This window comes from Deltaproteobacteria bacterium (genome assembly GCA_021737785.1).
GTDB lineage: Bacteria > Desulfobacterota > DSM-4660 > Desulfatiglandales > Desulfatiglandaceae > AUK324.
The window spans coordinates 13,411-27,760 of sequence record JAIPDI010000036.1; the positions used below are offsets into that span (position 1 = coordinate 13,411).

12 protein-coding genes are annotated in these 14,350 nt (G+C 56.4%); 5 read left to right on the plus strand and 7 right to left on the minus strand.

Annotated features, from left to right (window positions below; translation table 11 throughout):
• Positions 1 to 26 precede the first annotated feature (26 nt).
• The 6 genes from K9N21_16760 to K9N21_16785 all read right to left on the minus strand — a co-directional run bounded on the left by K9N21_16760 (position 27) and on the right by K9N21_16785 (position 6,908).
• The gene (locus K9N21_16760) at positions 27 to 2,267 is read right to left on the minus strand and encodes a PAS domain S-box protein (GenBank protein ID MCF8145566.1); all 2,241 of its coding nucleotides are present in this window, start codon (positions 2,265 to 2,267) and stop codon (positions 27 to 29) included.
• A 9-nt stretch (positions 2,268 to 2,276) separates the two neighbouring features.
• Positions 2,277 to 2,966 carry a monofunctional biosynthetic peptidoglycan transglycosylase gene (mtgA, locus tag K9N21_16765; protein ID MCF8145567.1) on the minus strand — a complete coding sequence of 230 codons (690 nt, stop codon included), beginning with the start codon at positions 2,964 to 2,966 and terminating at the stop codon, positions 2,277 to 2,279.
• A gap of 48 nt (positions 2,967 to 3,014) precedes the next feature.
• Complete coding sequence (gene mazG, locus K9N21_16770; protein MCF8145568.1) at positions 3,015 to 3,812, minus strand: nucleoside triphosphate pyrophosphohydrolase; 798 nt, start codon at positions 3,810 to 3,812, stop codon at positions 3,015 to 3,017.
• Positions 3,799 to 4,368 (minus strand): CvpA family protein, encoded by a 570-nt coding sequence (locus K9N21_16775; protein ID MCF8145569.1) that lies wholly within the window; start codon positions 4,366 to 4,368, stop codon positions 3,799 to 3,801. The genes mazG and K9N21_16775 overlap by 14 nt, the downstream gene beginning before the upstream one ends.
• A 108-nt stretch (positions 4,369 to 4,476) precedes the next feature.
• Positions 4,477 to 5,181 (minus strand): queuosine precursor transporter, encoded by a 705-nt coding sequence (locus K9N21_16780; protein ID MCF8145570.1) that lies wholly within the window; start codon positions 5,179 to 5,181, stop codon positions 4,477 to 4,479.
• A gap of 149 nt (positions 5,182 to 5,330) precedes the next feature.
• The gene (locus tag K9N21_16785) at positions 5,331 to 6,908 is read right to left on the minus strand and encodes a DUF4301 family protein (protein ID MCF8145571.1); all 1,578 of its coding nucleotides are present in this window, start codon (positions 6,906 to 6,908) and stop codon (positions 5,331 to 5,333) included.
• A 631-nt stretch (positions 6,909 to 7,539) separates the two neighbouring features.
• Here K9N21_16785 and ftsH point away from each other — a divergent pair.
• From ftsH to K9N21_16810, 5 genes are all read left to right on the plus strand, one after another.
• Positions 7,540 to 9,447 (plus strand): ATP-dependent zinc metalloprotease FtsH, encoded by a 1,908-nt coding sequence (gene ftsH, locus K9N21_16790; protein ID MCF8145572.1) that lies wholly within the window; start codon positions 7,540 to 7,542, stop codon positions 9,445 to 9,447.
• 2 nt (positions 9,448 to 9,449) lie between these two features.
• Positions 9,450 to 10,301 (plus strand): dihydropteroate synthase, encoded by an 852-nt coding sequence (folP, locus tag K9N21_16795; protein ID MCF8145573.1) that lies wholly within the window; start codon positions 9,450 to 9,452, stop codon positions 10,299 to 10,301.
• Positions 10,302 to 10,317: 16 nt separating this feature from the next.
• The gene (locus K9N21_16800; GenBank protein ID MCF8145574.1) at positions 10,318 to 11,085 is read left to right on the plus strand and encodes a type III pantothenate kinase; all 768 of its coding nucleotides are present in this window, start codon (positions 10,318 to 10,320) and stop codon (positions 11,083 to 11,085) included.
• A gap of 5 nt (positions 11,086 to 11,090) precedes the next feature.
• Positions 11,091 to 12,017, plus strand: coding sequence for an LD-carboxypeptidase (locus tag K9N21_16805; protein ID MCF8145575.1), 927 nt, complete (start codon positions 11,091 to 11,093; stop codon positions 12,015 to 12,017).
• 116 nt (positions 12,018 to 12,133) lie between these two features.
• Complete coding sequence (locus K9N21_16810; protein MCF8145576.1) at positions 12,134 to 13,132, plus strand: hypothetical protein; 999 nt, start codon at positions 12,134 to 12,136, stop codon at positions 13,130 to 13,132.
• Here the strand turns inward: K9N21_16810 and K9N21_16815 are convergent.
• Complete coding sequence (locus K9N21_16815; protein MCF8145577.1) at positions 13,116 to 14,291, minus strand: pyruvate carboxyltransferase; 1,176 nt, start codon at positions 14,289 to 14,291, stop codon at positions 13,116 to 13,118. The genes K9N21_16810 and K9N21_16815 overlap by 17 nt on opposite strands.
• Positions 14,292 to 14,350: the final 59 nt, after the last annotated feature.

Here is a 14,350-nt window from a genome sequence, read left to right on the forward strand (position 1 = left end):
CTGATACGGCCCTCTCGATTCCCGTATCACATCTGGCGTGCCAGAGGGAGTTGGATATTCAAGACCACGTCTTCTCCCTTGCGAGACACGTCGATCTTCCCCCCATGTCGGTGGATGATAATCTTGGTAAGGGGGAGGTCGTGCACAACGGACACATCCTTTCCGGTAAACCGGGGAAAAAAGAACTGCTCCAGATCCTCTTCCGCCAGAGTTTCAGCCCTGTAGCGGACGGTTATCAACAGATGATCGTGCTCCATCCGGGTGGAGACAAAGAGGGTATCCCCCTCGTACATGGACAGGACCGCGTGCTTCAGAATATTGTCAAAGGCCCTTCCCAGCATGTCGGCGTCGCCCTGGATCTTTGCAGTAAAAGGCAACATCGTCTCCTGGAGATGGACTCCCCTTGCAATCATTTCGTCTTTCAACGACTGAAGCGAAGCGCGGAGAATGGGATTCAGATCCACTTCGGCCATGGAGAGGGTAAACGGCTCGATGGAAGAAAGGATGACCTTGACAATGTATTCCAGCCTGGCCACCTCTTCTACGATGATATCTGCAAACTGCCGGTGCTTATCGTCCTTGGGAAGGTCATCCCGGAGCCGGCGGGCAAACCCGCCGGCGGTCACCAGGGGATTCCTCATTTCGTGGGCAAACCGGGCGGATATTTCGCCCAGAACCTTGATCTCTTCGGTCTGCAGGGCCATGTCCTGCAGACGTTTGAGCATGGTGATGTCCATCATGATGCCGTCAAGCCACTTGAGATCCCCCTTATCGTCCCTTGCGGGAATGGCATGATCGATAAAGGTGTAACTGCGTCCTTCCCTGTCCTTCACCACCCGTTCCACCCGGAATCCCTTGGCGTCCCTCCTCAACTCTTCCCAGATTTTTTCCGCCTCCTCCCTGTCGCACTCCCAGATATGTTTTGCCCAGAAGCCCTTGTCGCTCACCACCTCTTCGGGGGTGTAGCCCAGTTTTTCCGTGAAATAGGGATTCACGAACTCGGTGGTCCCGTCATAAAGAATCCGGTATACGCAGAGGGGGAGATTGTCCACCAGGGTACGATATTTCTCCTCCGAGAAAACCAGGTCTGCAGTCCTTTCCTCCACCTTTCTTTCCAGGGTTCTTGCATACTCCTGTATCCTTCGCCTCCGTTCCTTGAGAGAATCGAGCATGATATTGAGGGATTGGGTCAGCCGTCCGATTTCATCGTCAGGCCTCGGCTTCAAACGGGCCTCCCGTCTTCCTTCTGCGATTTCCCTGGCCCGGTTGACAATCACCTCTATGGGCCGGGTAAAAAGAATGGCCACCACCCAGATCAACGCAAAGGAGATCAGGATCCCTGTTGCCCCCACAACAATCATGAGATTCAGGGTCCGGGCCAACCGCCGGATGATCTCGGTGCGGTCGGCTTCAACTTCAACTATCGCCATGACCTCGCCGTAGTGGTCCCTGATGGGGCCGACCAGGATGGAACTGGCAGGATGACCGGCAGGTGCGATGAGGATAACCGGTTCACCGTCCAGGGGCGGGGTCAGGTGTCCCAGCGGACAGGATGGCGAGACCTCTTTCTTGGTGGTGGCGACAAGGAGAAATTTGTTTTCACTCCTTTTTTCAAACACCGAAACGTCAGGGCCCCAGGTGGTTTTGAGATCTTCCAGAAAAGGGGTTCCAAAAGGGAAACCGATTTCAAAGCTGCCGGCCAGTACGTCGTTGTGGTATATGGGAACGATCCCTCGCATCCCCAGACCCGTCAATCCCCATTCAAAGGTCGCAATGCCGATGCCGCTCTTCATGACGTCCATAATCGCCCTTCTGTAGGAGATCATTTCGCCCGCCGGACTCAATGCATGCATGCGCAGAAAGGATTTCCCCGGAGGGATATGAAAATGAAACTGCTGAATTCCGAAATTCATTTTCAATTGTTGATACAGGGGCCGGGTGTATTCCCGGAGGGCGTCAAGGTCTCCTTGTGCCAGCAATTCCTGCACGCGGTGGTCTTGCGCGACGATCGTTGCCATGGAAAGGGCCTGTTCTCCCTTGTGACTAATCGCTGTTAGAAACAGGCTGTAGAAATCACGGATCCCTCTTCGCTCTTCCTGCCGGATCAGTTCCTGCTGGGAGCTTAATCCGATGTATGCCAGCACCACGGTGCCGATGAAGGAGAAGAGAAGAAAGGGGATCAGGAGCTTCCATTTCAGACTGATCCCCTGGATCCTGAACAAGAAGTCGGATATGCGGTTGACGAAGTGCCTGAGGTTAGCGTTCATCTGCGTTCTTTACCGGTTGGATGCTCCATTCAGGGGGACAACCAGGGGCATTCTGTCCAAATCCCTGAGTATCCGTTCCTGCCTCCTGAGGGTATGGGGGCCGGGGCGGGTCGGCGACCATCGGTGCGGGCTCGGGAGGATGGCCGCCAGGAGCGCTGCCTGGCCCCGGGTCAGGTGCGCTGACGAGACATGGAAATAGCGCTGTGAAGCCGCTTCGATCCCCATGATCCCTTTTCCCCAGTCCACCGTGTTCAGATAGATCTCAAGGATCCTGTCCTTTCCCCAGAAGAGTTCGATGAGCACCGTATAGTATGCCTCCAGGGCCTTCCTGAACAGGCTCCTGGCCGGCCATAGAAAAACGGTCCGCGCCGTCTGCATGGTAATGGTGCTGGCCCCTCTCACCCCCCTGCTCGAGGCCATGTCCTTCACGGCTTTGTTGATCTCTGTAAAATCGAACCCGCTATGGGACAAAAACCGTTGATCCTCGCCTGCGAGAACCGCTTTTCGAATATAGGGGGACATCTCCTCCAGCGGCCGCCAATGCATTCGGGGCGCTTCTTCCCCATCCCCTGCCAGATGGCGGATCCATTGACGGGCCGACATGACGGTAACCCGCGGATTCACCCACTTCAAGAGCGCCACCTCCAGGACGCTCAGGACAAAACAGACAAAGAGTATTGCGCAGATCCATTTCAGAATCCCGCGAAAGACCCTCTTTTTCCGCTTCGCTCTCGGCACACCCCACCTTTATCCCTCGCGCTCTTTTATCGCTTCCCACGCCGAGTTCATCTGATCCGGGGTAGCCTCTTCCAACCCAACACCCGAATCCGTCAATCGTCTTTCCATCTTCTCAAATCGCCTCAGGAACTTCTGGTTCGCGTCTCGCATCAGATTCTCGGCATTTTCACCCCAGTGCCGCGCCAGGTTCGTAAGGGTGAAGAGGAGATCCCCCAATTCCGAGGCCATGGCCTCCGGATTCCCGTCATCCATGGCCGTCCTCAACTCTTTCAACTCTTCATCGACCTTGGCCCAGACGTCATCTGCATTGGCCCAGTCGAATCCTGCCTTGGCGGCCCGTTCGCCCATCCTGTGGCCCCTCAGAAGGGCCGGCGAACCCGAGGGAACCTTTTTCAGCGAAGCGGAAATATCCTCCGGCATCCCGGTTTCCCTCTGTTTGATCCTGGCCCAGTTGGACGCGACATCCTCGGCATTTTCCACCTGTACATTACCGAAGACATGGGGGTGCCTGCGAATCATCTTTTTTGCGATCGTCTCCATCACATCCGCAAGATCAAACTCTTTCCGCTCAGACGCCAGATGGGCCAGAAATACGATCTGAAACAGGAGGTCCCCCAATTCCGAGCAGACCTCCCGGGGAGATGCGCCCTCAATGGCATCCAGGACCTCGTACGCCTCCTCGATCAGATAGATCTTCAGGGTATCATCGGTCTGTTTGGCATCCCATGGGCAGCCTCCTGGCCCCCTGAGCCGGGCCACCAGATCCACCAGGGATCGAATCGCAACGGATAGTCTATCTCCGGTCATGGTCTCCGGCAGGATCCCTCCTCGGCCCTGAGAGCGCGCCGGGGATCCGTTCCTTCTGTCCTGTAAACCGCTTCTTCAGATTTTCATAGGTCCCTGGAGATAAGAGTCCCACCACAGACTGATAGGAATGGACGATCACCGGCGCCAGTTTTGAGTCGGTGATGAAAGGCGACTTGGAGGGGACAAAATAGGTCATCAGGACAATTGCAAAATAGATAATGACCACCCCCTTGAGGATGGCAAGGCCCGCCCCCAGTGTCCTGTCAGCCCAGCCCAGAAACACCTTTCTAAGGAACTTATGGAGCAACCAGGCAAACACATTGCAGAGAACAAGGAGTATGACCACTATCAGGACAACGCTGAGCAGGGGGAGGTATTTCCAGGCCGGTAAAAAGGACCCAAGAACACCGGTCATCTCCGGGTGATACACATAGGCCGCCCAGATACCCAGGAAAATGCCTGCGAGCGACCCCAATTCCCTGACAAATCCGCGGAATATGCCCCGAACGATCAGGAAAATCATACAGGCGAGGATCAGCACATCGAATAGATTCATAACATGGTGTCTTCAGGGTCGAAGGTTCAGGGTTCAAGACTCCGTCGCGCTCACGCCTTCGCCGGACAGATTCTCTTATCATTTATACACGGCGAATACAAGAAAGGATTATGGCTGTTCTCTGATCAGAAGCGGGTTGAAACGGGTATCATGATCAAAGGCATCCAGTCCTTCCTGTCGCTTTAAAAATCCCACCACCTTATATGTAACCGGGGTGGCAACCGCCTCATAGGCGGATTTAACCAGCCATTGGGTGATGATGCCGAGGGCCATGGCCCCGATGGGGAGGGTCCCGGCAAAGGCGATGGTAATGAATATCAGGGAGTCGACCCCCTGCCCCACCAGTGTGGAGGTTATGGTGCGCGTCCACAACCAGCGTCCCTTTGTGGCGATTTTCATCTTTGCCATGACATAGGCGTTAAGAAATTCCCCTGCAAGGTATGCCAGGAAGGAGGCGCACAGGAGTCTTGGGGCATAGCCCAATATCCGCTCGTAGGCCGTCTGTCCGTCCCAGAATGCGACCGGAGGCATGACCTGGCCCAGCCAGATAACGATCACCATCAGGAGATTGCAGGAAAACCCGAGCCAGATAACCCGCCGCGCCCGGCCGTACCCGTACACCTCCGTCAGGACATCACCCGCGATATAACTCACCGGGAAGATGACAATGCCCGCGGGCAGCACCAGACCCCAGAGGCTGATCAGTTTGACCGACGTGATGTTGGCGGTAAGGAGGCTCGTGATGAATACCGCCACCACGATCACGAACCAGGAGGAGTAGGTGGCCATGGTCTTGTTTTCACGTTTCTGCATCATTTCACTCATCTTCTCTCATTCAGCGAATCGCATGCCCGCTCAATAACCCTTCAGGCTTCTGGAAATATGGCAAAAGACCCGGCAGGGGGTCTCATTTAAATGAGCTGCAACCCTTAAGGGGCCATAAGGCTCGGCCGCCGCCCCTGCTATCCGGCGGGCTGGTGCCCTTTCCGCAGAAGGTCGTTGACCGTCTTCACCGGGTTGAATGTGATATCCGGGACCTCCACCAGCTGGGTGATCCAACCGGACATCGATCCGTTCCAGAGACCCGGGTGTTCCAGTGCCTTGAGGTCCTTTCCATCCTTAAATTTACGGGAGATGAAGACGGCATCGGGATCGACAAACCGGGTCAGATCGAACGGCCTCCCCTGCCAGTCCTTGACCCCGCAGACCAGGTCCACCGGATTGAAATGGGTGGAGGCGTCAAAGATCTCCCGCTGTTGAGCGGAATCGAAATCGATCTGGGCGGTTTCCACGATCTGGATTGATCGCTGGCCGGACCCGTCCTCAACCCAGAAAGGCCCTCCCCCGGGCTCGCCCACATTCCTTACCATGCCGCACACCCTGATCGGGCGATCGAGTCTTTCCGCAAGATAGGCCCTTCTCTCTTCAGGGGGCCCCTGTTTCATATGCCCCGGCACGGAAATCAGGAGTTCCTTTTCCAGAAAATCGGCTGCCTGGTCCAGAAGCCGGGGATCTGTATTCCCGGAGGCCAGTTTCTCCATAAAGCCAAAGATCCGACCCTGCATCTCCAGGAGATACCCGGCGGTAATCTTTTTCCACAGGGAGGTTTCGGGTTTGAGATGATCCGGAACCACATTATCGATATTTTTAATAAAAATGATTTCCCCGTCAATAAGGTGGAGGTTTCTCAGGAGTGCGCCATGGCCCCCCGGACGGAACAACAGGCTCCCGTCCTCCTGCCGGAAAGGGGCATTGTCCAGGTCTACGGCGATGGTGTCTGTGGAAGGGTCCTGAACGGAAAAAGAGACGGCATACTGAACTTTGAATTTCTCCTCATATACCCCTTTGGCCTCTTGGAGAGTAGCGTTAAACCTGTCCATGTGCTCCGGTGAGACCGTAAAGCCGAGGACACACCGCCCATCTCTCCGGGTCACATAGGATGCGGCCTCCACCAGATGCTCTTCAAAGGCCGTCCGGCTCCCTGTGGGATATTCATGAAACTTGAGGAGCCCCTTGGGCAGATCCGCATAATCGAGTCCCTTATCGGTGAGGAGGAACCCGAGGATGTCCCTGAAGCGCCCCTCCTTCAGGAGGGCATCCACCCTGAGATTGTGATCTTCCATAACAGATTGAAGATCCCTGAAAAATGCAAACCTTTTCAGCCCGTCTGCAAAAATGAGGAATTGCTCCGCATCCGGACTCCCTGCGGCCGCCTCCCCGGCAACCATCGACCTCGTGATCTCCCCATCCCGGTGAAAATAGCGGAGAAGGACCTTGAACATCCGGGAGGCGGCCCCGGATGCGGGCACAAACTTGACGCAGTCACGGCCGGGGCCCTTGCTCTCATAGACAGCGGCCAGGGTGTCCCTCTTTTCCCGGTCAAAGGTCCGGATGCCGTCTTCGACGGTACAGGGGGCTGTCAGCTTCAGAAAAGAGGCGGGCCTGTTGAAAATCTCCAGTTGCCGGTTTACCTCCGCTGACGTGAGACCCCAGTCCTCCATCTGTTTGAGGTCCTGTTCACTGAATGCATATGGTTCCATCCTCGCCTCCCTTCAATGGGTTTATCAACCCCTTTCATAATCCGGAGTGTCGGCCCATCACGTCCGGTGCAGGCACCGGGACGCTGAATCTGCAAAATGCCGACCCTCCTGTTTCATCTTGATGGCCAGGTACTTAGATTGTCAACAAAGAAAGTGGGGCCGCTGTCAACCTTTCCCATCTTACGATCATCAGGCAGATCCCATAAACAGCCGGGGGATCCGTTGATATGGATGCATGTTCAAATTTATATGGAATTTAAAAAAATTATAACTATAATAATAATGTTTTCACATCAACTTAGTCCTGTTTCAATCGAAGCGAGTCATCTGGTCCAAATTCCCATTATCAGAATTCGTTAAAACAGTGCTGGTTTTCAATTGTGAAGACTGAGAATTTGAGTTAACTGGTACCCGAACGCAACCCCGGAAAATCAAGAAACAGTGAAATATGAGAAGAGGTTCTGTTAATGTAAATTTTGTTCCATCAGTTTTCAATTTTCAATTCTCGAATATTCAATTGTGCCTGAATCACGCCAAGGCGTGATTTTTGTTCAGGCACTAACTATCGGATTGTCGGGACTCAGTTGTCAACACGCAATCAGCCAACCCGGTCCATGGAGGTCATATTAAATTGAATCCTTTCTATAAGAATCTTGCACTGTGGCTGGTCATCAGCCTCATGATGGTGATGCTTTTTCAGATATTCAAACAGCCCGACCGGGCCAGAACGGGTATCAGCTACAGTGATTTTCTGACTATGGTGGACAATGGGAGCGTCAATCAGGTGACGATCCAGGGGGAAAATATCTCGGGGATGTCCACCCAGGGCCCTTTCAAAACCTACGCCCCCAAAGATCCGGAACTCATCAGTCTCCTCAGGAGCAAAGGGGTACAGATCAGCGCAAGGCCTCAGGAGGACTCATCGTGGTTTCAGGTATTTCTTTCGTGGGTCCCGATGCTCTTGCTGATCGGCGTTTGGATTTTTTTCATGCGGCAGATGCAGGCCGGCGGAGGGAAGGCCCTCTCCTTCGGAAAGAGTCGCGCCAGGCTTATGACCGACTCCCAGGAGAAGGTGACCTTCCAGGACGTGGCAGGGATCGACGAGGCCAAGGAAGAACTGGGGGAGATCGTTGAGTTCCTCAGCGATCCCAAAAAATTCACCCGTCTCGGGGGCAGAATCCCCAAGGGGGTCCTCCTGGTGGGATCGCCGGGAACAGGGAAAACGCTCCTGGCAAGGGCCATTGCAGGCGAGGCAGGGGTTCCCTTTTTCAGCATCAGCGGGTCCGATTTCGTGGAGATGTTCGTAGGGGTGGGGGCCTCCCGGGTCAGAGACCTCTTTAACCAGGGCAAGAAGAACGCGCCCTGCATCATCTTCATCGATGAGATCGACGCGGTGGGCCGGCACCGTGGGGCGGGCCTGGGCGGGGGCCATGATGAACGGGAACAGACCCTCAACCAGCTCCTGGTGGAGATGGACGGTTTCGAATCCAACGAGGGGGTCATCCTTATTTCAGCGACCAACCGGCCCGACGTGCTCGACCCGGCCCTCCTGAGGCCAGGGCGGTTTGACCGGCAGGTGGTGGTGCCGGTCCCGGATCTGGGGGGACGCGAGGGCATCTTAAAGGTGCACTTCAGAAAGAAACTGGTATCCGATAACGTGGACGTCTCCGTGCTGGCCAGGGGAACCCCCGGGTTTACCGGCGCGGACCTGGAAAACATGGTCAACGAGGCCGCCCTGATGGCGGCGCGACGGGGCAAGGACCGGGTGGAGATGGATGACTTCGAAGACGCCAAAGACAAGGTCCTGATGGGCACCGAACGGAAGAGCATGATTATCAGCGAGGAAGAGAAGCGCATTACCGCCTATCATGAGGCGGGCCATACCCTGGCCGCCAAGCTCCTTCCCGGCGCCGACCCGATTCACAAGGTAACCATCATACCGAGAGGCCGCGCCCTGGGGCTGACCCAGCAGCTTCCGATCAATGAGAAGCATACCTATCCCAAGGAATACCTCCTGAACAATATTGCCATACTCATGGGCGGGAGGGCCGCTGAGGAAATCGTTCTCCAGACAGAGACCACGGGCGCCGGCAATGACATTCAAAGGGCATCGGACCTTGCCCGTAAGATGGTCTGCGATTTCGGCATGAGCAAGGAACTGGGGCCTTTAAGCTTTGGGAGGAAAGACGAGCAGATCTTCCTGGGGAGGGAACTCTCCCAGCACAGGGATTACGGGGAAGACACCGCGCGCAAAATCGATGAAGAGGTGAGAAACATCGTTACCACCGCCTATGAAAAGACCTCCAAACTCATTCGGGACAATCTGGACACCATGCACAAGATCGCCGAGGCCCTCCTCGAAAAGGAGAGCCTGACCAGCGACGATGTGGACGCGATCATGGCAGGCGAAAAGGGGCCCAGGCCCAAGAAAAAGATCGTTCGAAAGAAGAAACCCGTCCAGGCAAGAGATGTGGAGGCCCCTGTGGCATCCGATGCAGAAGAATCGGAAGCCGAAGCACCCGAAGAAGAGAAAGAATAGATATGGGCATGGCGCTGAAATGGAACGGACACATCCTGGACCTGGATAAGAGAACCCACGTTATGGGGGTCCTGAATGTGACCCCGGATTCCTTTTCAGACGGGGGTCATTATTTTGAAACAGGAAAGGCCGTTGCCCATGGCATCCAGATGGACCGGGACGGGGCCGATATCATCGATATCGGGGGCGAGTCCACGCGGCCCTATTCCGAGTCCATTTCCGCTGCCGAAGAGATGGACCGCGTCATCCCGGTCATAGAGGGAGTTCGTAAAGAGGTCACCGCCCACATCAGCATTGACACGTGCAAAGCCGAGGTAGTCCGGGAGGCCCTCAGGGCCGGGGCGTCTATCATCAATGACATCAGCGCCCTCCGGTTCGATCCGGAGATGGCCGGGACCGCGGCCCGGGCGGGGGTTCCCGTCATCCTGATGCACATGAAGGGAACCCCCGGCGACATGCAGAAAAACCCTGTCTATGAGGACCTGATCAATGAAATCCTGGAGTTCTTGGGGGAGGCCGTTGATCGCTGCGAGGCTGCCGGCATTCGAAGGGACCTGACAATCGTGGATCCGGGCATCGGTTTCGGAAAAACCTTTGATCACAATCTCCGGATTATCAAAGAACTCCACCACTTCCTGGGTCTTGAACGGCCCGTTCTCTTAGGACCGTCCAACAAGGCGTTTATCGGTCATATCCTGGATAAGGCGCCCCATGAGAGGGACACCGGTTCCATGGCCGCGGTGGCCGCAGGCGTCATGAACGGCGCCCACATCGTGCGGGTGCACCATGTAGCAAAGGCCGTGGAGACCGTTCGAATCATCGATGCGATCAAGAGGGGAAAGGTCGGGGAGTGAGGAGGGTCTGAACATCATGCTGTTCTGCATGGATATCGGCAATACGAATATTGTCCTGGGCGTGACCGAGGGGGAGCGCATACTCCATCACTGGCGGATCCGGACCGAAAAGGAAACGACCGCCGATGAATTGGGCATCCTCGTGGGCACCCTGTTCCAGTGGAAGGGGATCCGCTTTGAGGACATCCGCAATACGATTATTTCGTGTGTGGTCCCCCCGCTGCTCAACACGGTAGAGGAGTTTTCCCGCCGCTATTTTCAGGTAAAGCCCGTAATCGTGGGTCCCGGCATAAAGACGGGGATGCCCATCCTATATGACAACCCGAGGGAAGTGGGCGCGGACCGGATCGTCAATGCCGTGGCCGCCTTTGAAACTTATCGCACCGCATTGGTGGTGGTCGATTTCGGCACCGCCACCACATTCGATTGCATATCCAAACAAGGGGCGTACATCGGAGGGGCCATCGCCCCGGGGGTCATCATATCCTGCGAGGCCCTTTTTCAGGAGGCCTCCAAGCTTCCGAGGGTGGAGATATTTTCCCGGCCCAAGACGGTCATTGCCAAGGACACGGTCAGCAGCATGAACGCCGGCATTATCTTCGGGTACGCCGGCCTGGTGGACGGCATTGTCCACCGGATCTGGAAAGAATCCGGGGAGACATCCATGGTGATTGCCACAGGAGGTCTGGCCCCGCTGGTGGCCGAAGTCTCGGAGACCATCCATCATGTGGAGGAATTTCTCACCCTCCAGGGACTCATTATCCTCTTCAACAGAAACCTCTGAAACCGATGTCGCCTTCCAGACCCCAGAACCCTCCCCTCATCATCCCTCCCCGGCTGAGGCCGGGGGACCTTATCGGCGTCATTTCACCGGCGGGTCCGGTGGATGCCTCCGGCGTGAAGCCGGGGCTTGACCTGCTGATGTCCAGAGGCTTCAGGGTTCGTGAGGCCGCGCACCTCTATGACCGGCACGATTACCTGGCGGGCCATGACGAAGCCCGGCTTTCCGATCTTAACGCCATGTTCCTGGATAGTGAGGTCACGGCCGTCTTCTGCGCCCGCGGCGGATACGGCAGCCTCAGACTCCTTGAGAGGCTTGATTACGACCTGATCCGCCAACACCCCAAGATCATCGTGGGGTACAGCGATATCACCGCCCTCCTCATGGCGGTTTATAAAATGACCGGGCTGGTCGTTTTTCACGGCCCCATGGTGCAGGGGCTTTGCTCCATCTCCGACAGCAGCCTGGAGGGCCTCTTCAAGATACTGTCGTCGGAAGAGCCGGTTTCCTTCGATCTCAAGGGAGGAACCCCTCTCCTTACGGGGAGTGCCGAAGGGCCGTTGCTGGGGGGCAACCTGAGTCTTCTCTGTCACCTGGTGGGGACCCGTTATCTCCCCTCTTTGAAGGGCGCCATTCTTTTTGTGGAGGACAGGGGGGAACCCCTGTACCGCATCGACCGGATGCTGACCCATCTCTCCCTGGCAGGTCAACTGAACACCATCGCCGGCCTGATCGCCGGGGAATTCGTAGACTGCGGCGACACCTCATCAACGGATCGTCTCCTCATGGCGATGGCGTCCGAGCTCGATATCCCCCTGATTACCGGGTTCCCCGCAGGGCACGGCCAAGACAATCTGACCCTTCCCATCGGCATGCCCGCGCATCTGGACACCCGACGCATGACCCTTTCCACAACAGGCGCCTGTGTCAGATAGTTGGATATGGACGCGAAGGGCTTTCCTCAAAATCGTCCCGTTGTCAGAGCTGGAGGCGATTGTCGGCTCCTTAAGGGGACCGCTCGCTTCGAACGTCATGGCGCATGGAGCATAGCATGATTGCTGTGGAAAAGGCCGTTATCACCGATGTCACATTGAGGGAGTTCGGTCAGAATGTGCCGGGGACCCATCTGCATATATTTACACCCGAGATAAGGATCAAGATAGCGTCGGAGCTGGTGGATCTCGGCTTTCCCGGTCTGGAAGTCCTTTCCTGCATCCACCCCAAAATCGCCCCGGCCATGCATGAAGAGGCCCTCAAAAAGATCTCCTCGGATCTGGGGAGAGTCGACCGGGCCCATATCATCACCCTGGTCCCCAATCTCATTGGCTACAGGTCTTTTCTCCGCCTCGACCTGGGCCCGGACGGCTTCAATCACACCATGGGGATATTTTTTTCCGCGGTGGAGGCCCACAACCTGGCCAACCTGGGAAGATCCGTAACCGAGACGGTGGATGAGTACAAAACCATTCTGAAGGACGCCTCTTTGCGGCATATCCGGGTCGTGGCCTACATCTCTGCTGCATTCGGATATATGGACTTGGAAAAAGCGATGTTCACTGGAGCGGACCTGAACGAGATAAGCCGGCACATGGACCTCCTTTTCGATCTGGGGGCCCGCACCGTAACCCTCTCGGACCTCCAGGGGGTGGCGGGAAATGATGAGACCGCACAGATCCTGGAAACACTCCTGGAACTGAGGAAAGGAAGAGACCGCCATCGCATCGGATACCACCCGCACCACATATCAGGGGCTCAGGCCCTGGCCAATTCCCGGATCGCCTTTGATCTGGGGATCCGGCGCTTCGACGCCTCCCTCGGGGGGACCGGGGGCTGCATCACCGGGGCCCCGGGAAATCAGCCCACCGAGGGGCTGATTCGTTTTTTCAATAGGTCAGGGATAAAGACCGGGATCGATGAAGAGGGCGTGACCGCCCTGGCTGAAAGGGTGAGGAGGGACCTCTTTGAAAGGATTCCCCTCCCTCGATCCCTCCCCCGCGACAACGGCGCCGGGGGGAAGGATCTGGAGAAAGTCTCTATTTCTTTTCTCTGACTTCCGGGGGCACCTCGGCCTGTTCGGGCCATCCCTCGGGGATGAGCTGACCCGGTTTCTCGCCCAGCCTTTCCTTGGCTATAGGGAGGCCGGGCCGCTTGAAATCCTCCCGCGGTGCCTTGGGGATCCGACCGTTCAGGATCGATTCCGAGCGGAGCCTCCTCCCGGCCGTTCGTTCCATCATCCGTCCGATCTCCAGGATCCGGTCGATGTTGATCCCGTCGATATCAATCCCCATCTCATCCAGCATGACGCACGTATCCTCAAGGGTGACCAGCCCCACCACATTTGGGTCCTTGTAATAATACGACCCTGTGCCCGGGACCGGGACCTTGCCCAGGAAGTTGGCGGGCTGACCGCCCATCCCGCCGATGGTGCCCTCAAAGATATCGACCCCGGCCTGGAGGGCCGCCAGGACATTGGCCAGACCCCATCCCCGGGTCACGTGAAAATGGGCGATATGGAGGTCCGTATTGGGGAGTTCATCCAGTACCATGGAAAAATAGCGGTGCACCTGATTGGGCGGGGCAGAGCCGTCGTGATCCGCATGTTCGATATCATCGGCCCCGATGCTGAGCCATCGCTTGGTAAATTCCAGGGCGTCCTCAAATCGGGTAGGCCCTGATATGGGGCTTCCCCAGATGGTGCTGACCGTGCCGCACATCTTGATACCGGCCGCCTTGCACTTCTTGATGCAGCGCTCGGCCTCTTTCCAGTAATCGGGAAGTGTGGTGCCGCTGTTGGCAAAATGGTGTTCTTCATCGGTGGATACCATCATCAGGACCCTGTCCGGGCCATAGCCCTTTTCCCTGAGCCGGATGGCCTGGTCCACGGCAGGTTCGCGAATGGTGACGCACGTCCATTCGATATCCTCATGGCTCAGCCCCTTCCTGGCCAGCCGCTTTTTAAATATGTCGTCGTGCACCCCCTTGAGGACCTCCTCGGCATCCTTGAACTGGGGCATGATCCTGGGGTTTCCCAGATTGGTCACCTCCATCCGTTTGACACCGGCAAAGGCCAGCTCCTGAAGATAGTATATCTTGGCCTCTGTGGGGATCCATTCCTCTTCATGCTGGAATCCGTCCCTGATGGTGATATCGCCCAGTCTCACCTTCCTGGGCATCCTCGAATTGACCTTAAACATATCATGCTCGCTCATTGTCTCCTCCTTTTCCTCGAGCCGGTTTCCTATAGTGCCGCGCTCTACCTATCAAGTAT